Origin of the sequence: Streptomyces sp. NPDC049597, from assembly GCF_040675505.1 — a bacterium.
Taxonomy (GTDB): domain Bacteria; phylum Actinomycetota; class Actinomycetes; order Streptomycetales; family Streptomycetaceae; genus Streptomyces.
This window is the reverse complement of the sequence record NZ_JBFAOY010000014.1, coordinates 145537-161641: the sequence shown is the minus strand read 5'-3', so window position 1 is coordinate 161641 and position 16105 is coordinate 145537. Positions and strand designations below refer to the sequence as shown.

Genomic DNA, 16105 nt, shown 5'->3' with positions numbered 1-16105 from the left:
CCTCCGCCCTCCCCGCACAGGAGGGTGGAACGAGGTCCCCGGCACTCTCTGCCCTGACTGCGCCGAGACCTCCACACGGCCGAGCGGGACCGCACACCTGCCGGCCGGGCGACTCCGGGCTGCGGTGCCGGACGGGTTGAGGGTCCCGTCACGGCGCCGCGGCCCGCGGGTACCCTCGCAGACGTGCCCTCCATGAACGACCTCGTCCACCAGCACACCGCTCTGAGTGAGTCCGACCTCGAGTGGCTCCATCTGCTGGTCTCGGAGTGGCAGCTGCTCTCCGACCTGTCCTTCGCCGACCTCGTCCTGTGGGTCCCCACCCGAGACGGCACCCGCTACGTGTCCGTCGCCCAGATGCGGCCCAACACGGGCCCGACCTCCTACCAGGACGACATGGTCGGCCACCTCGTGCCCCGCGGCCGCAGGCCCCTGCTCGACGCCGCGCTCGACGAGGGCCGGATCGTGCGCGAGGGCGACCCGGAGTGGCGCGAGGAGGTGCCCGTACGGGTCGAGTCGATCCCGGTGCGCCGGGAGGGCCGCGTCCTCGGCGTCATCGCCCGCAACACCAATCTGCTCACCGTGCGCACGCCGTCGCGACTGGAGCTCACCTACCTCCAGTCCGCCTCCGACCTCGCCCAGATGATCGCGGCAGGCGCCTTCCCCTACCCCGGCGAGCAGGTCGAGATGGACGCCTCGCCGCGCGTGGGCGACGGTCTGATCCGGCTCGACGCCGACGGAGTCGTCCAGTACGCGAGCCCCAACGGCCTGTCCGCCTACCACCGGCTCGGTCTCGCCTCCGACCTCGTCGGGCAGCACCTCGGCCAGATCACCGCCGAACTGGCCCCCTCCCGCGGCCCCGTCGACGAGGCGCTGGTCAAGCTGGCCAGCGGCTACGCGCCCCGCGAGTTCGAGGTCGAGGGCAACGGCGGCGTCATCCAGCTGCGCGCCATCCCGCTCAAGCCCAAGGGCGTACGCATCGGTTCCCTGGTCCTCCTGCGGGACGTCACGGAACTGCGGCGGCGCGAGCGCGAGTTGATCACCAAGGACGCGACCATCCGGGAGATCCACCACCGGGTGAAGAACAACCTTCAGACGGTGGCCGCCCTGTTGCGGCTCCAGGCCCGGCGCATGGACTCCGTGCGGGGCCGTGAGGCACTCAACGAGGCGGTCCGGCGCGTCGGTTCGATCGCGATCGTCCATGAGACGCTGTCCCAGAATCTGGATGAGCGCGTCCAGTTCGACGAGATCGCCGACCGGGTGATCGCGATGGTCGCCGAGATCTCCCCGGGCAAGGTCGAATGCCGGCGCACCGGCCGCTTCGGCATCCTGGACGCCGAGACCGCGACCCCGCTGTCCATGGTGCTCACCGAGATCCTGCAGAACGCCCTGGAACACGCCTTCGCGCCGGGCGAGCACGGCTCGGTGGAGGTGTCGGCGGTCCGCGGCGACAGCCGCGCGGAGAAGGCCCGACTGCTGATCACCGTCCAGGACGACGGCCGGGGTCTGCCCGAGGGATTCGACCCCAAGAGCGCCGGCAACCTGGGGCTCCAGATCGTGCGGACCCTGGTCGAGGGCGAGCTGGGAGGCACCTTCGACATGGTGCCGGTCCCGGAGCCCTCCCGCGGCACCCGCGTCGTCCTCGACATCCCCGTCCCCGACAAACGCTAGGCCCCTGTGCACAGCGAAGAGCCCCGGACCGTGTCACACGGTCCGGGGCTCGAAGCTCGTTGCTCGCATTCGCGATGCGCATCGGGGGTACTGCGCGCTGCGGCTCGAAGGCGGGGGGGGGCACCTCCCGGGCGTAGCCCAGGGGGAGAGTGCGTGCTCGCTGCACGCGCCGCCGGCTCAGGCTCGTAGCAGGGGGCGTCAGGCGCTGGCGTTACGCGCCCGGTTGCGAGCGGCACGGCGCTTCATGGCGCGACGCTCGTCCTCGCTGAGGCCACCCCAGACGCCGGAGTCCTGGCCGGACTCGAGCGCCCACTGCAGGCACTGCTCCATGACGGGGCAGCGGCGGCAGACGGCCTTGGCTTCCTCGATCTGCAGCAGCGCAGGACCGGTGTTGCCGATGGGGAAGAAGAGCTCGGGGTCTTCCTCGCGGCAAACGGCGTTGTGACGCCAGTCCATGGCTGCTACCTCTCCTTGATATGACATGCGGGTTGCTTGTGAATGTGAACGCTTTCACGAATCCCCCCGCAAGGGAAGGGCCGATCGCCAGTTGCCCGGCGCTGGGTCCTGGATTCGTGGAGGGGTTCCGGCGGTCTGTGGGGCCGTTGTTTCGGGCCGTCCCGATCGCCATGTAGAGATTCGCAAACCTCGGCGGCGGATACAACCCCTTCCGGAAAGTTTTTTTTGATTCCTCGGTGTCGACTAGGTCACAGCCGTACTTCTATGGGGTGGATGGCAGCCCATACGTTCGAGATAAAGGACTTTCGCGCGTTCTGCTCACACAATCACACGCAGTGCACGGCGTACGCCTGTGAACGTCACGCTCGTGCGCAGCCCCAGGTGGTCGCCGTCCATCTGGAAGGGCAGCGGCACCTTGGAATGCAAGGTGAAGTCGGTCTGATCATGGAGGGTGAGGGCGTGCTTGCCGTGCGGGCCGCGCTCGGGGCTCGAGGTCAGCAGCTGGGTCGCGTAACGGGCGACGGCCGGCGTCGAGAGCTTCGAGAGCCCGAGCACGTCGAGAGCGGTGTCGAAGGAGGCCTTCGGGGACGCGTACACGGGACGATTGCCCAGGTAGGTCCAGGGGGAGGTGTTGCAGACTATGGACAGCACCAGGTCCGTCACCGGGTCCTCCCCGGGCTGCTCCAGCGTGATCGCGCCGTGCCGGCGGTGCGGCTCGTCGAGGAACTGGCGCAGCACCTGACGGATGTAGAGCGCGTGCGTGGAGCGCCTGCCGCGTTCCCTCTGCTGTTCGACCCGGCCGACGACACCCGCGTCGAACCCGAACCCGGCGCAGAAGGTGAACCAGCGCTGCGGCACCCCCTCGTCCTCGGTCCCGGGCGTCCCGGCGGCCAGGCCCAGACCGACCGTCCGCTCGGTCCGGTCGCGCAGGGCGTCGAGGATCGCGCCCGTCGCCTCGACCGCGTCGTTCGGCAGGCCGAGGGCCCGGGCGAAGACGTTCGTGGAGCCGCCGGGCACGACGGCGAGGCGGGGCAGGCCCTCGGGATGGGGGCCGTTGTGCAGCAGACCGTTCACGACCTCGTTGACCGTGCCGTCGCCGCCGAGCGCCACGACGAGGTCGATGTCGTCGGACTCCGCGGCCCGGCGGCCGAGGTCACGGGCGTGGCCGCGGTACTCGGTGGACACCGCCTCGAGCTTCATCTCGCTCGCGAGCGCGTGGATCAGCACGTCGCGTGTGCGGGCACTGGTGGTGGTTGCTGCCGGATTGACCACGAGAAGTGCGCGCATGCGATGCAGCGTACCTACCGGGGGGTACCTGGCCCAGCCCCGGGTGGAGGGCGACGGCTACCCTGCAGGGGTGAGCAGTGACGACACCACCCCCCGCCCCGCCCGCCTGACGGCCGCGGCCGCCGTGTGCGCCGCCGAGGGGCTGGCGCTCGCCGCCGGAGGCGTCTACATGCTCGTGATGGGCCTGCTGGGCCGGCCCGACAGCCCCTCGCAGGCCGAGACGGGCGGTGTGACGCTGATCGCGCTCGCCGTGATCCCGCTGCTCGCCGCCCGCGGGCTGCTGCGCCGCCGCTCCTGGAGCCGGGGCCCCGCGATCATCACGCAGCTGATCGCCCTCATCCCGGCGTGGACCCTGCTGCGCGCCTCAGGCGGCCTGATCCCGCTGGGCATCGTGCTGGCGGCGGTGGCGGTGACGGGCCTCGTGCTGCTGGTCAATCCGGCCACGGCCCGGGCGCTGGGCATCGGCGCGGCCCGCGACTGACGCGCACGGCGCGGGCCACGCCCGTGGGCGCGGCCCGCCCCGCTACTCCTCGACGAGCAGTTTCTCCCGCAGCTGCGCCAGCGTCCGGGCCAGCAGCCGTGAGACGTGCATCTGCGAGATGCCGACCTCCTGCGCGATCTGCGACTGTGTCATGTTGCCGAAGAAGCGGAGCAGCAGGATGCGCTTCTCCCGCGGCGGCAGGTCCTCCAGCAGCGGCTTCAGCGACTCGCGGTACTCGACGCCCTCCAGCGCCTCGTCCTCCGCGCCGAGCGTGTCCGCCACCGCGGGCGACTCGTCGTCCGTGTCGGGGACGTCCAGGGACAGCGTGGAGTACGCGTTCGCCGACTCCAGACCCTCCAGGACCTCCTCCTCCGAGATGCCCAGGCGCTCGGCCAGCTCGTGGACCGTCGGAGAGCGGCCGTGCAGCTGGGAGAGCTCCGCCGTGGCCGTGGTCAGGGCGAGCCGCAGTTCCTGGAGCCGGCGCGGCACCCGTACCGCCCAGCCCTTGTCGCGGAAGTGGCGCTTGATCTCGCCCACCACCGTCGGGGTCGCGTACGTCGAGAACTCGACGCCGCGGTCCGGGTCGAACCGGTCCACCGACTTGATCAGGCCGATCGTGGCGACCTGCGTGAGGTCGTCCAGCGGCTCGCCGCGGTTGCGGAAGCGCCGCGCCAGATGCTCGACGAGCGGCAGGTGCATCCGCACGAGCTGGTTGCGCAGCTCCGCCCGCTCGGGAGCACCCTCGGGCAGCTTGCGCAGCTCCACGAACATCGCCCGTGCCCCACTGCGGTCGTGGGCGTCGTGGTGATGCCGCTCGTGGCCGTGCTCGTGCTCGCTCATACGGTCCGCCTGATCTGCCCGCGCCTGCTCCGCCGAGGCCGTCCGGCCGTCGGGCTCGTCCACCACCGGGTGCGGCCGCGCATGCTGCTCCGGGATGCCGGCCGACGCGCTCAGCACCCTGGGGGCACGCTCCTCGTCCTCCCGCATCGGACCATCCCCGTTTCCGTTGCTCACGCCGGCCCGGGTCCCGCGCCGCGCTGTTTGTACAGGCTGATGGAGACAGTACGGTCGTCGGCGACCGACGAGTCGACCTTGCCGGCCAGTGCCGAGAGCACCGTCCAGGCGAACGTGTCGCGCTCCGGGGCGCGGCCGTCGGTCGTGGGCGCCGAGACCGTCACTTCCAGCGAGTCGTCGACGAGCCGGAACACGCAGCTCAGGACCGACCCGGGAACGGCCTGCTGGAGCAGGATCGCGCACGCCTCGTCGACCGCGATCCGCAGATCCTCGATCTCGTCGAGGGTGAAGTCCAAGCGCGCTGCGAGACCGGCCGTGGCCGTACGCAACACGGACAGGTAGGCACCCGCAGCCGGCAGCCGGACTTCCACGAAGTCCTGAGTCCCGGGCTCGCCTGCGATCTGGGACACCCTCACCTCCAAGGTGGCACAAGCTCTTTCTGGGCCGCGGGTGAAGCACCCGCGGCCATGCGGTACGTAGTCGATTACGTAGCCGGTACTGGTCTGGCGACGCTATCGCGATCCATGGTGCCGTGTCGCCGGGACCCCCGCGCCGATGGCTGTCACTCATGGTAAGCACATGAGCACGGACAGTGGCTAGAGGTCTGCGCCGCCCAATTGCGCGGAACCGGGGGATGGTTGACGTACCCAGCCGTCAGACGATCGAACCGTCGACAAAGCACCACCGCCACGCCTGCCCCGGCTCGAAGCTGCGCATCACCGCGTGCGCCGTGTCGCGGAAGTGCGAGCTCGCGTGTTTCAGCGGGGACGAGTCGCAGCATCCCACGTGGCCGCACACCAGGCACAGCCGCAGCTGGACCGGGTGGCTGCCCGCCGCCAGGCACTCCGGGCAGGTCTCGCTCAGCGGCACCGGCTCGGGCCGTGGCAGTTCTGCTACATGGGGACACTCGCTCATGATTGCCAGGTTACGACGCGGCTGACGATACGAGGTCGGTGTGATGGACGCATTGCAACTGGTAGGACTCATCGCGGCGAGCGCCGCGGTCGCGGGCGCCGCCCGCCGGACACCGGTCCCGGCACCGCTGCTGCTGGTCGCGGTGGGACTGATCGCCTCGTACGTGCCGGGCGTCCCCGCCTACCACCTCGACCCGCACATCGTGCTGCCGCTGCTGCTCCCCCCGCTGCTGCACACCGCCGCCCTGGACAGCTCCTACCTCGACCTGCGCGCCAACATCCGCCCGGTCGCGCTGCTCTCCGTCGGCTACGTCCTCTTCGCCACGCTGGCCGTGGGCTACCTCGCCTACCTCTTCGTGCCCGACCTGCCGCTGACCGCCGCGCTCGTGCTCGGCGCGGTCGTCGCACCGCCGGACGCGGTCGCCGCCACCGCCATCGCCCGCAGGCTCGGACTGCCCAGCCGCATCACCACGATCCTCCAGGGTGAATCCCTGGTGAACGACGCGACCGCGATCACCGCGTACAAGGTGGCGCTCGCCGCCGCGATCGGCGAGGGCGCGAGCTGGGCCGGAGGCATCGGGGAGTTCGCGCTCGCCTCGCTCGGCGGCATCGGCGTGGGACTGGTCCTGATGATCCCGATCCACTGGCTGCGCACGCACCTGAGGGAAGCGCTCCTGCAGAACACGCTGTCCCTGCTCATCCCGTTCATCGCCTACGCCGCCGCCGAGCAGGTCCACGCGTCCGGCGTGCTCGCGGTCGTCGTCGTCGCGCTCTACCTGGGCCACCACTCCTCGCAGGTCGACTTCGCGACCCGGCTCCAGGAGGAGGCGGTGTGGAAGATGGTCTCCTTCATCCTGGAGTCCGTCGTCTTCGCGCTGATCGGGCTGCAGCTCGCGATCGTGGTGGAGGACCTCGGGGAATACGGCGTCGGGGAGGCGCTCTGGTACGCCGCCGGGGTGTTCGTCACCGTCGTGGTCGTACGGTTCGTCTGGGTCTACCCGGCGACCTTCCTGCCCCGCATGGCGTCCAGGCGGATCAGGGAGCGGGAGCCGGACACCACCTGGACCGCCCCACTGGTCGTCGGCTGGGCCGGCATGCGCGGCGTGGTGTCGCTCGCGATCGCGTTCTCCATCCCGCTGACGACCGCGGACGGCGAGGCGTTCCCCGCCCGCAACCTCGTCCTGTTCCTCACCTTCACCACCGTCATCGGCACCCTCGTGGTGCAGGGCCTGACCCTCCCCTCGCTGATCCGCGCGGTGAAGCTGCCCGGACGGGACGCGTACGCCGAGACGCTGGCCGAGGCCCAGGCCCAGAGCGAGGCGTCCGCGGCCGCCGAACGGAGACTGGAGGCGTTGCTGGCCGACGAGCGCAACGCGCTGCCCCAACCGCTGGCCGACCGGCTGCGCACCGTGCTGGAGCGCCGGCGCAACGCCGTGTGGGAGCGGCTCGGCACGGTCAACGAGGTCACCGGGGAGTCGGCCGACGACACCTACCGCCGCCTCGCGCGGGAGATGATCGCCGCGGAGCGGGACGTCTTCGTCGAGCTGCGCAACCGGCGCCGGATCGACGACGAGATGATGCGCACGCTGCTGCGCCGGCTGGACCTGGAGGAGGCCGCCGCCTACCGCGAGGAGGCCTGATCCGACCCGTCCTCCCGGCCGGTGACCACGGCGACGACCGTGCTGCCGGCGGGGAAGGCGCCCTCGGCGGCGAGCACGCTCAGTCCGTAGAGCGCCTTGGCGACGTAGACGCGTTCCACGGGCAGCCCGTGCCGCTCCCCGAAGTCCCGGGCGAACGCGTCGAGTACGGGGCTCGTGCGGGCGTACCCGCCGAAGTGGAAGCGGTCGTCGAGGGACCAGTCACCGGCCGGGCCGCCGAACGCCTCCTGCTGCAGGGCGCGTATCGCCTCGCCGAGGAAGCCGCCGCGCAGGACGGGGAAGCCGATGGCGCGCCGGCCCGGCCCGAGGCCGGCGGCGAGACCGGCGAGCGTGCCGCCCGTGCCGCAGGCGACGGCCACGACATCGACGTCCCCGGCGCGGTCGGCGTGGTCGCGCAGTTCCCGGCCGAGCTCCGCGCAGCCCTGCGCGGCGAGGGCGTTGCTGCCGCCCTCGGGGACCACGTACACGTCGTCGGCCCCGACGCCGGCGGTGCGGAGGAACCGCGCGAGCACGTCGGGGTTCCCCTTGGCTCGGTAGGCGGCGCGGTCGGCGAACAGCAGGCGCATGCCGTCGGCCGCACAGCGGCGCAGGGACGGGTTCAGCGGGCGCGTGGCCAGTTCGTCACCCCGTACGACACCGATCGTGGGGAAGCCGAGCAGGCGTCCCGCCGCGGCCGTGGCCCGCAGGTGGTTGGAGTAGGCGCCGCCGAAGGTCAGCACCGGCCGGCCGGCGGCGGCGCGCAGATTCGGAGCGAGCTTGCGCCACTTGTTGCCGGGCAGGTCGGGGTGGATCAGGTCGTCGCGCTTGAGCAGCAGCCGCACTCCGTGCCTGGCGAAACGCTCGTCCGCCACCGGCTGCAGCGGTGAGGGCAGCCGGGGCCGCAGCACGGCGGCGAGGTCGGACGTCTCCCGGTTCACCTCCTCATTGTCGCCGGGTGTACGAGCCGATCCGGCCACTGCCCCGGTCGCGGTGATGCAGTCCCACTCATTTGTGTAATGGTGTGCTGACCGACTGTGCTGAAAGACTCGTCTCGCAGGTCAGACCCATGATCGGGAGGAGTCGCATGACGGTCGGTTCGGTAGGTTCCGTCGGTGAGGACGTGCGCGAGCAGGGGCCGCAGCAGAGTCTCGGCACCGCCGCCGCGCGGAATCTCGCGACCACCACCAAGTCCGCCCCGCAGATGCAGGAGATCACCTCCCGGTGGCTGCTGCGCATGCTGCCCTGGGTGCAGGTGCAGGGCGGCACGTACCGCGTGAACCGCCGTCTGAGCTACTCGGTCGGCGACGGCAGGGTGACGTTCGTGCAGACCGGCGGTCAGGTCGCGGTCATCCCGGCTGAGCTGGGGGAGTTGCCGGCGCTGCGCGACTTCGGCGACGAGGCCGCGCTCGCGGAGCTGGCACGGCGGTGCGATCAGCGGGAGTTCGCGCCCGGGGAGGTGCTGGCCACCGGCGGGGAGGCGGCGGACCGGGTCTACCTGCTGGCGCACGGCCGGGTCGAGCAGATCGGCGAGGGCCCCTACGGGGACGAGGCCGTGGTCGAAGTCCTCGCGGACGGGGCGTACTTCGGCGATCAGTCACTCATGGACCGCGAGGCCGTCTGGCGGTACACGGCGCGCGCGGCGACGGCCTGCACCGTGCTCGTGCTGACCAGGGACGACGTGCTCAACCTGGCCGACCGCTCGGAGTCGTTGCGCACGCATCTGGCGACCGTCGCCGCGCTGCCCCGGCAGCGGACCAACAGGTACGGCGAGGCGGCGATCGACCTGTCCGCCGGACATGTCGGCGAGGCCGTCGTCCCGCACACCTACGTCGACTACGACGCGGCTCCGCGCGAGTACGAACTGAGCGTCGCGCAGACCGTGCTGAAGGTGCACAGCCGCGTCGCCGACCTCTACAACCAGCCGATGAACCAGACCGAGCAGCAGTTGCGGCTGACCGTCGAGGCGCTGCGCGAGCGCCAGGAGCACGAGCTCGTCAACAACCGCGACTTCGGCCTGCTGAACAACTGCGACTACGGCCAGCGCCTGCAGCCGCACGACGGTGTGCCGAGCCCGGACGACATGGACGAGCTGCTGTCGCGGCGGCGCGGTTCGAAGCTGTTCCTCGCCCACCCGCGAGCGATCGCCGCATTCGGCCGCGAGTGCAACAAGCGGGGGCTGGTCCCGGGCAGCGTCGAGATCGGCGGTCACCAGGTGCCGGCCTGGCGCGGCGTGCCGATCTTCCCGTGCAACAAGATCCCGATCTCGGACGCCCGCACCACGTCCATCATCTGCATGCGTACGGGCGAGGCCGACCAGGGCGTCATCGGGCTGCACCAGACCGGCATCCCGGACGAGATCGAGCCCAGCCTGTCCGTGCGCTTCATGGGCATCGACGAGCAGGCGATCATCTCGTACCTGGTCACGGCCTACTACTCCGCAGCGGTCCTCGTCCCCGACGCCCTCGGAGTCCTGGAGAACGTGGAGGTGAGCCGCTGGCGCTGACCCTGTGCGGCACGGGGGTGCGCGCCCCTGCGCGCACCCCCGTGCCGCGGTGGAGAGGCCGGGGGCGTCGTCCGGGGCCGGTCACGCGGAGGTGTGCGAGGGGCTTCCGGACGGCTCCGCCCAGCTGTCCGAGGCCCCCGTAGCGGCATATTCTGGCCATATGGACAGTGAAGGACATGGTTCGCATCGCGTCCCGAGCCGTTCGCAGGACGAGCCCGTCTGCCCTGCCTGCGGTCGGCCTGTCGGCACGGTCGTCAAGCGGCACAAGACGCTCGGGGCGTTCGTTCCGGTCTGGGAGCCCGGGCCCTGCCGCAACCCCGACTGTCCCCTGAACGTCGACAAGGACGGCGGCGCCTCCGGAGAGGGCCCGTCCGGCGAAGAGGTCGGTCAGACCTGAGCCGCGCGGTCCACAGCGCACGCCCCCCGGCGTGAAGCGGCACCTCTTGCGCGCCGGTGAACGGCCTAGCGCTACAGTCCGCGCATGTCATCGGAGTCGACTGAGGTCTGGGCGGGCTGGTACCGCGACCGGGCCGGTGCGGAAGCGGTCACCATAACCGCGGCCGACGGCCATATGCGCACGCGCATCAGAGGTGTTGAGTACGAGGGCGCGACGTTCGCCGCGCTACGGGCGGAGGGCGGGGGCGGCGTGCTGTCCTCCTGCGTACTGGAATGGGACATGCCGCTGCCCGTCCATGCCGACGGGGGCGTGCAGCAGGCCACGCTGAGCTGCCTGCTGACCCTGGGCGAGCCCGCGCGGGACGGCGCCGGGCCCGACCGGGCGGAGCTCAACCTGACGCTCCACTGCGGCGGCGCCGCGTACGAAGCGGGCGTCGCGGACGGCGATTTCGACGAGGCGCTCGGGCGGATCCGGGGCCAGTTGCCGCCGGGCGCCGCGCTCGGCAGCCGCGAGCCGGCCCAGGCCTGAGCGCGCAGACCGACTCGCATCGGAAGCTCCGCGTCCAGTCGGCGACGGCGACGGCGACCGGCATCGAGCAGCCGTCCTGACGGCGTACAGGGAGGGGAGTTGCCCCTGCCTGCTCATCGTCGCCGCCCGCGTCCGAAGCGACCGGTGGGCCCGTGTCCGGTGAACGCCGGGCGCGGGCGCGCCGGTTCACCGGCAGGGCGGTCGGCAGGGACGATCCGGCCGACCGGTGCGGGAAACCGACCGCACCCGGTCCGTCAGGGACGGACCGGGTGCGGTCGGGTGGGCGAGGGGACCCGCGGACGTACGGGTCGGGCAGCCCGGGCCGGGTCAGGCCTTCTTGGTCTCCCAGAAGATCTTGTCGATCTGGGCGATGTAGTCCAGGGCCTTCTGGCCCGTCGCCGGGTCGGTCGACGCCTTGGCGGCCGACAGGGCCTTCAGCGCGTCGTTCACCAGCTGGTGCAGCTCCGGGTACTTCTCGAAGTGCGGGGGCTTGAAGTAGTCGCTCCACAGCACCGACACGTGGTGCTTGGCGAGCTCCGCGCGCTGCTCCTTGATGACCGTGGCGCGGGCGCGGAAGTGCGGGTCCTCGTTGGCCTGGTACTTCTCCTGGACGGCCTTGACCGACTCCGCCTCGATGCGGGCCTGGGCCGGGTCGTAGACACCGCAGGGCAGGTCGCAGTGAGCGCTGACCTTCACCTTGGGGGCAAACAGGCGGGAGAGCATGGAGCTGTCCTTCCTCGTGATCGTCTTCTCAGGTGGGAGATTACTCCGTGGCGGACCGGTTTTCGCGAGTGCCCCCAGGGGCTTAGGACAAAAGTCCGGGGTCACCATGGGACGGGTGGCGGAACGTACGGTGGACCCGGAGGTGGCCGATGAGTGAGCAGGGGCAGCAGGCGAGAGCGCCGTTCGGCATCGCCGAGGTGACCGGCCGTTCCATGTATCCGACTCTGTGGCACGGCGACCAGCTGCTCGTGCACAACGGCGCCGAGGTGCGGCCGGGGCACGTGGCCGTACTGCGTCATCCCCTGCAGCAGGACCTGCTCATCGTGAAGCGGCTGATCGAGCGGCGTGACGGCGGCTGGTGGGTCCTCGGGGACAATCCGGACGCCGAGGTCGTGGACAGCCGCGCGTTCGGCGCCGTGCCGGACGAGCTGGTTCTCGCGCGGGTGTACGCCCGTTACCGGCCCATGCTGCCCGGGCGTCGGCGCACGCCCTTCTACGTGGGGTCCTGGGCCCTCTCGGCGGTCCGGCTGGTGCTCGCCGACCGCTCGTTCTCCAGGCGCTTGCGGGCGCGGTAGGCCGCCACGTTGGCGCGGGTGGCGCAGCGGTCCGAGCAGTAGCGGCGCGAGCGGTTGGTCGAGGTGTCCAGGTAGGCGTTGCGGCAGGGGGCCGCCTGGCACAGGCCGAGGCGGTCGACCCCGTACTCGGTCAGGTGGAAGGCGAGGCCCATCGCCGCGATGGCCGCGTATCCCGCGGTCGCGTTCGACGGGTGGTCGGCGAGGTGCATGTGCCACTTGGGCCGGCCGTCCTCGTCCCGGTGATCGTGTCCGGAGATCTGCGGGCTGACCGGGAACTCCAGCAGCAGCGAGTTGAGCAGGTCGACCGCCTGGGTCTCCTCGCCCGCGTCCGCCGCGGCGAAGACGGCGCGCAGCCGGGCGCGTACCGAGCGGAAGCGCGTGACGTCCGAGTCCGTGGCGCGGCGCGCGGCCTGCGTCGAGGGCCCGAACAGGTCCCGGACGGCCTCGACCGAGGTGAGCGAGTCCTTGTTGCGGCCCGGCTCCTCGGTGTTGACCAGGCGTACGGCGTAGTCCGAGTAATAGGCCAGTTCCACTTGTATTCCTTACCGCGACGGGCTCGTGTCGGCGTAACGGCTGCTGTTGCTTCGAGGGTATTACGGACGGGAGGGTTCCGGTGGTCTGGACGAGCGCGGGCGCCGACCTCGACCCGGCGCGCCGACCGCGCCTGGACGGCCGCCCTGGCGCACACCCCGTGGCCCCGGACGTACGGGACACGGAGAGGGGCGGTACGGACCTCGGGTCCGTACCGCCCCTCTCGCGCTGCACGCCTACAGGACCTTCGACAGAAACGACTTCGTGCGCTCGTGCTGCGGGTTCGTCAGGACGTCGCGCGGGTGGCCGGACTCGACCACCACGCCGCCGTCCATGAAGACCAGCGAGTCGCCGACCTCACGCGCGAAGCCCATCTCGTGCGTCACGACGACCATCGTCATGCCGTCCTCGGCGAGGCCGCGCATGACGTCGAGGACGTCACCCACGAGCTCCGGGTCGAGGGCCGAGGTCGGCTCGTCGAAGAGCATCAGCTTCGGCTCCATCGCCAGCGCACGGGCGATGGCGACGCGCTGCTGCTGGCCGCCGGAGAGCTGCGAGGGGTAGTTCCCGGCCTTGTCGGCGAGCCCGACCCGGTCGAGCAGCCGCTCGGCCCGCTCCCGGGCGACGGCCTTGGTCTCGCCCTTGACCTGGATCGGCGCCTCCATGACGTTGGCGAGCGCGGTCATGTGGGGGAACAGGTTGAAGCGCTGGAAGACCATGCCGATGTCCCGGCGCTGGGCCGCGACCTCGCTGTCCTTCAGCTCGTAGAGCTTGTCGCCCTTCTGCCGGTAGCCGACCAGGTGGCCGTCGACCGACAGCCGGCCGGCGTTGATCTTCTCCAGGTGGTTGATGCACCGCAGGAAGGTGGACTTGCCGGAGCCGGACGGGCCGACCAGGCAGAACACCTCGCGGGGTGCGACCTCGAGGTCGATGCCGCGAAGGATGTGCGCGGAACCGTAGGACTTGTGGACGCCCTCGGCCTTCACCATGGCGGTCATGTCACACCCCCCTGGGGCTGTTGCGGGACAGCAGATTGGCCTTGACCCTCTGCCAGGGTGTCGGCGGCAGCTGCCGCAGCGAGCCGCGGGCGTAGTACCGCTCGACGTAGTACTGGCCGACGCTGAACACGCTGGTCAGGGCCAGGTACCAGACCGAGGCCACCAGCAGGGTCTCCATGATCGCGAACGATGTGGAGCCGATGTTCTGCGCGGCGCGCAGCAGCTCGGTGTACTGGACCGCGGATACCAGGGACGAGGTCTTCAGGAGGTTGATGAACTCGTTGCCGGTCGGCGGCACGATCACCCGCATCGCCTGCGGGAGAACGATGCGCCGCATGGTCTTGCCGCTGGACATGCCCAGCGCGTGCGCGGCCTCGGTCTGGCCCTCGTCGACCGACTGGATGCCGGCCCGGACGATCTCGGCCATGTACGCGCCCTCGTTCAGGCCCAGGCCGAGCAGCGCGACCATGAACGGGGTCATCACGTCGACCATCTCGTCCTTGTAGAACCCAAGGTTGAGGATGGGGAAGATCAGGGCGAGGTTGAACCACAGCAGGAGCTGCACATACACGGGGGTGCCGCGGAAGAACCAGATGTACAGCCAGGCCACCGCACCGGTCACCGGGTTCTTCGACAGCCGCATGACCGCGAAGACGATGCCCAGGATCAGACCGATCAGCATCGACAGCACGCTGATCAGCAGCGTGCGGCCCATGCCGGTGACGATCCGGTCGTCGAAGATGAGGTCGCCGACCGTCCCCCAGGTGACGTCGCCCTGGGAGAACGAGTAGGCGAGCGTGCCCAGCAGGACCACGACGACCACACCGCTGATCCAGCGGCCCCAGTGCCTGACCGGGATGGCCTTGATCTGCTCAGGGGGCGTGTAGTCCCCCTTGTCGACCGCCGTCGTCGCGGGTGGCCCGTCGGCGGGTGTCTTGTCGAACTTGTCAGTCACAGTGACTGCCCTTCAGTGGAACGCTTGAGGCTGGTACGTCGGGTCACTGACCGGCGTTGATGGTCGCCTCGGTCACGGCGCTGTCCTTGACGTCCCACTTCTCCAGGACCTTCGCGTACTCGCCGTTCTTGATGATCGCGTTCAGGGCGTCCTTGAGCGCGTCGCGCAGCTGGGTGTTGTCCTTGTCGACGGCGATGCCGAAGGGGCCGGCCTCGGTCTGGTCGCCCGTGACCTCGAAGTCGTTGCCGCCGCCCGCGGTCTTCGCGATGTGCGCGGCGACCGGGTAGTCGTTGAGGTCGGCGACGGCGCCACCGGACTTCACACGGGTCTGGGCCTCGGCGTCGGTGTCGAACGCCTCGATGGTGAGCTTGCCCTTGCTGTCCTGCTCACACTTGGTGGCCTGCTTCTTGAACGTGTCGTGGTAGGTCGTGCCGCGCTGGACGGCGACCTTCTTGCCGCACAGGTCGTCGAGGGACTTGATGTTCTCCGGGTTGCCCTTCTTGACGAGCAGCGAGACGCCGGAGTTGAAGTAGTCGACGAAGTCGACGCCCTCGCCGGTCTTCTTGCCCTTGTCGTCCAGGCCCTGCTGGCGGGCCTTCGTGTCGCTCATGGCGGACATGACGATGTCCTGGCGGCCGGTGTTGAGCGAGGAGATCAGGCCGTCGAAGGTACCGCTGGTGAACTCGAACCGGACGCCGAGCTCCTTGCCCATGGCGGCGGCGATGTCGGGGTCGATGCCGACGATCTTTCCGCCCTCCTCGTACTCCATCGGGGCGTAGGCGGCGTCCGTGCCGACCTTGATCACGCCGGAGTCCTGGTACTTCTTCGGAAGCTTGTCGAAGAGCGGGGCGCTCGTGGACTTGGTGCCCTCGGTCTGAGCGGTCTCGGATCCGGAGTTCGTCTGGTCACCGCAGGCGGTGAGCACCAGCGCGCCGGCGACCGCGAGCGCACTGACTGCGGCGATCCGGGACCTGGCGGCAGTCGTACGACGGGTGAAGCTTGCGGTCATGATCGGGGTCCTCCGGCAGGTGTAGAGGGGCGTTACGAGCAGCTGTGCACTCATCTTCGAGTGTCACCAGCTTGTGTGTTTTCGGCATCTTGCCATTCGGACTGGCCCATTCAGGGGGGCGCGAATGTCAAAATCGGATAACGGGAAACCCCCGAACCTCAGCGCGCTGGTGCATCGAGCCGGACCTTTCGCTGGTATACCGCCCTCTGGCCGGAAGATCTCCCGTCGTTCCCTGATCTGAGCGGGTACATGACAGAGGGTTGAGTTGTCCGTTTTGGAGCTATGAGCCACGTCACCGCGCCGCTACCGACTCGTCCGCGGTGCGGTCTGTCCGGTATGAAGGATCCTTACACCCCTCATCCGGGGCTACGGGCGCGTTGTGCGGCGCGCCCGCGCGTGCGTGAGAACCCTCTGCCGGGGCGGGCCAAC

General features: G+C 70.4%; 18 protein-coding genes. 7 read left to right on the top strand and 11 right to left on the bottom strand.

Annotation, left to right across the window (positions count from 1 at the left end):
* Positions 1 to 192 precede the first annotated feature (192 nt).
* Positions 193 to 1668: a PAS domain-containing sensor histidine kinase gene (locus AB0K02_RS18440; RefSeq protein ID WP_365993527.1), complete on the top strand. Its 1476-nt coding sequence runs from the start codon at positions 193 to 195 to the stop codon at positions 1666 to 1668.
* Between the two features lie 198 nt (positions 1669 to 1866).
* Here AB0K02_RS18440 and AB0K02_RS18435 read toward each other — a convergent pair whose 3' ends face one another.
* Complete coding sequence (locus AB0K02_RS18435; protein ID WP_003953983.1) at positions 1867 to 2124, bottom strand: WhiB family transcriptional regulator; 258 nt, start codon at positions 2122 to 2124, stop codon at positions 1867 to 1869.
* Between the two features lie 318 nt (positions 2125 to 2442).
* Positions 2443 to 3411, bottom strand: coding sequence for a diacylglycerol kinase family protein (locus AB0K02_RS18430; RefSeq protein WP_365993491.1), 969 nt, complete (start codon positions 3409 to 3411; stop codon positions 2443 to 2445).
* A 70-nt stretch (positions 3412 to 3481) separates the two neighbouring features.
* Here AB0K02_RS18430 and AB0K02_RS18425 point away from each other — a divergent pair, with 70 nt between their 5' ends.
* Positions 3482 to 3892, top strand: a complete 411-nt coding sequence (locus tag AB0K02_RS18425; protein ID WP_365993490.1) for a hypothetical protein — start codon at positions 3482 to 3484, stop codon at positions 3890 to 3892.
* Between the two features lie 42 nt (positions 3893 to 3934).
* On the opposite strand, the gene AB0K02_RS18420 is transcribed toward AB0K02_RS18425, so the two are convergent.
* The 3 genes from AB0K02_RS18420 to AB0K02_RS18410 all read right to left on the bottom strand — a co-directional run bounded on the left by AB0K02_RS18420 (position 3935) and on the right by AB0K02_RS18410 (position 5821).
* Positions 3935 to 4879, bottom strand: a complete 945-nt coding sequence (locus AB0K02_RS18420; protein WP_365993489.1) for an RNA polymerase sigma factor SigF — start codon at positions 4877 to 4879, stop codon at positions 3935 to 3937.
* Positions 4880 to 4902: 23 nt separating this feature from the next.
* A complete protein-coding gene (locus AB0K02_RS18415; protein ID WP_018845530.1) occupies positions 4903 to 5316 on the bottom strand; it encodes an anti-sigma regulatory factor in 414 nt (137 codons plus the stop codon).
* Positions 5317 to 5560: 244 nt separating this feature from the next.
* A complete protein-coding gene (locus AB0K02_RS18410; RefSeq protein ID WP_365993488.1) occupies positions 5561 to 5821 on the bottom strand; it encodes a UBP-type zinc finger domain-containing protein in 261 nt (86 codons plus the stop codon).
* A gap of 43 nt (positions 5822 to 5864) precedes the next feature.
* Here AB0K02_RS18410 and AB0K02_RS18405 point away from each other — a divergent pair, with 43 nt between their 5' ends.
* Positions 5865 to 7460: a Na+/H+ antiporter gene (locus AB0K02_RS18405; RefSeq protein WP_365993487.1), complete on the top strand. Its 1596-nt coding sequence runs from the start codon at positions 5865 to 5867 to the stop codon at positions 7458 to 7460.
* On the opposite strand, the gene AB0K02_RS18400 is transcribed toward AB0K02_RS18405, so the two are convergent.
* Positions 7442 to 8395 carry a pyridoxal-phosphate dependent enzyme gene (locus AB0K02_RS18400; RefSeq protein WP_365993486.1) on the bottom strand — a complete coding sequence of 318 codons (954 nt, stop codon included), beginning with the start codon at positions 8393 to 8395 and terminating at the stop codon, positions 7442 to 7444. The two genes, AB0K02_RS18405 and AB0K02_RS18400, sit on opposite strands and share 19 nt — an antisense overlap.
* Positions 8396 to 8541: 146 nt before the next feature.
* On the opposite strand from AB0K02_RS18400, the gene AB0K02_RS18395 reads away from it, so the two are divergent.
* The 3 genes from AB0K02_RS18395 (at position 8542) to AB0K02_RS18385 (ending at position 10885) form a co-directional block, all read left to right on the top strand.
* Entirely contained in the window at positions 8542 to 9960 is a 1419-nt protein-coding gene (locus tag AB0K02_RS18395; protein WP_365993485.1) for a family 2B encapsulin nanocompartment shell protein, read from the top strand.
* Between the two features lie 160 nt (positions 9961 to 10120).
* Complete coding sequence (locus AB0K02_RS18390; RefSeq protein ID WP_365993484.1) at positions 10121 to 10357, top strand: hypothetical protein; 237 nt, start codon at positions 10121 to 10123, stop codon at positions 10355 to 10357.
* A gap of 84 nt (positions 10358 to 10441) precedes the next feature.
* Positions 10442 to 10885 (top strand): DUF6304 family protein, encoded by a 444-nt coding sequence (locus tag AB0K02_RS18385; protein WP_365993483.1) that lies wholly within the window; start codon positions 10442 to 10444, stop codon positions 10883 to 10885.
* Between the two features lie 327 nt (positions 10886 to 11212).
* On the opposite strand, the gene sodN is transcribed toward AB0K02_RS18385, so the two are convergent.
* On the bottom strand, positions 11213 to 11608 hold the full coding sequence (sodN, locus tag AB0K02_RS18380; protein WP_089511141.1) for a superoxide dismutase, Ni: 396 nt from the start codon (positions 11606 to 11608) through the stop codon (positions 11213 to 11215).
* A gap of 149 nt (positions 11609 to 11757) precedes the next feature.
* Between sodN and sodX the strand changes: the two genes are divergently transcribed.
* Positions 11758 to 12183 carry a nickel-type superoxide dismutase maturation protease gene (gene sodX / locus AB0K02_RS18375; RefSeq protein WP_365993482.1) on the top strand — a complete coding sequence of 142 codons (426 nt, stop codon included), beginning with the start codon at positions 11758 to 11760 and terminating at the stop codon, positions 12181 to 12183.
* Here the strand turns inward: sodX and AB0K02_RS18370 are convergent.
* From AB0K02_RS18370 to AB0K02_RS18355, 4 genes are all read right to left on the bottom strand, one after another.
* Entirely contained in the window at positions 12102 to 12716 is a 615-nt protein-coding gene (locus tag AB0K02_RS18370) for a CGNR zinc finger domain-containing protein (RefSeq protein WP_365993481.1), read from the bottom strand. The genes sodX and AB0K02_RS18370 overlap by 82 nt on opposite strands.
* A 234-nt stretch (positions 12717 to 12950) precedes the next feature.
* On the bottom strand, positions 12951 to 13712 hold the full coding sequence (locus tag AB0K02_RS18365) for an amino acid ABC transporter ATP-binding protein (RefSeq protein WP_365993480.1): 762 nt from the start codon (positions 13710 to 13712) through the stop codon (positions 12951 to 12953).
* Position 13713: 1 nt separating this feature from the next.
* Positions 13714 to 14667, bottom strand: a complete 954-nt coding sequence (locus AB0K02_RS18360; protein WP_365993479.1) for an amino acid ABC transporter permease — start codon at positions 14665 to 14667, stop codon at positions 13714 to 13716.
* Between the two features lie 43 nt (positions 14668 to 14710).
* A complete protein-coding gene (locus tag AB0K02_RS18355; RefSeq protein WP_365993478.1) occupies positions 14711 to 15676 on the bottom strand; it encodes an ABC transporter substrate-binding protein in 966 nt (321 codons plus the stop codon).
* Between the last annotated feature and the right edge of the window lie 429 nt (positions 15677 to 16105).

Excerpts from the sequence above, each read along its gene's own strand:
- AB0K02_RS18440 (WP_365993527.1), top strand. The coding sequence starts at position 193 with ATGAACGACCTCGTCCACCAGCACACCGCTCTGAGTGAGTCCGACCTC.
- AB0K02_RS18435 (WP_003953983.1), bottom strand. The coding sequence starts at position 2,124 with ATGGACTGGCGTCACAACGCCGTTTGCCGCGAGGAAGACCCCGAGCTC.
- AB0K02_RS18430 (WP_365993491.1), bottom strand. The coding sequence starts at position 3,411 with ATGCGCGCACTTCTCGTGGTCAATCCGGCAGCAACCACCACCAGTGCC.
- AB0K02_RS18420 (WP_365993489.1), bottom strand. The coding sequence starts at position 4,879 with ATGCGGGAGGACGAGGAGCGTGCCCCCAGGGTGCTGAGCGCGTCGGCC.
- AB0K02_RS18410 (WP_365993488.1), bottom strand. The coding sequence starts at position 5,821 with ATGAGCGAGTGTCCCCATGTAGCAGAACTGCCACGGCCCGAGCCGGTG.
- AB0K02_RS18405 (WP_365993487.1), top strand. The coding sequence starts at position 5,865 with ATGGACGCATTGCAACTGGTAGGACTCATCGCGGCGAGCGCCGCGGTC.
- AB0K02_RS18395 (WP_365993485.1), top strand. The coding sequence starts at position 8,542 with ATGACGGTCGGTTCGGTAGGTTCCGTCGGTGAGGACGTGCGCGAGCAG.
- AB0K02_RS18390 (WP_365993484.1), top strand. The coding sequence starts at position 10,121 with ATGGACAGTGAAGGACATGGTTCGCATCGCGTCCCGAGCCGTTCGCAG.
- AB0K02_RS18385 (WP_365993483.1), top strand. The coding sequence starts at position 10,442 with ATGTCATCGGAGTCGACTGAGGTCTGGGCGGGCTGGTACCGCGACCGG.
- sodN (WP_089511141.1), bottom strand. The coding sequence starts at position 11,608 with ATGCTCTCCCGCCTGTTTGCCCCCAAGGTGAAGGTCAGCGCTCACTGC.
- sodX (WP_365993482.1), top strand. The coding sequence starts at position 11,758 with ATGAGTGAGCAGGGGCAGCAGGCGAGAGCGCCGTTCGGCATCGCCGAG.
- AB0K02_RS18365 (WP_365993480.1), bottom strand. The coding sequence starts at position 13,712 with ATGACCGCCATGGTGAAGGCCGAGGGCGTCCACAAGTCCTACGGTTCC.
- AB0K02_RS18355 (WP_365993478.1), bottom strand. The coding sequence starts at position 15,676 with ATGACCGCAAGCTTCACCCGTCGTACGACTGCCGCCAGGTCCCGGATC.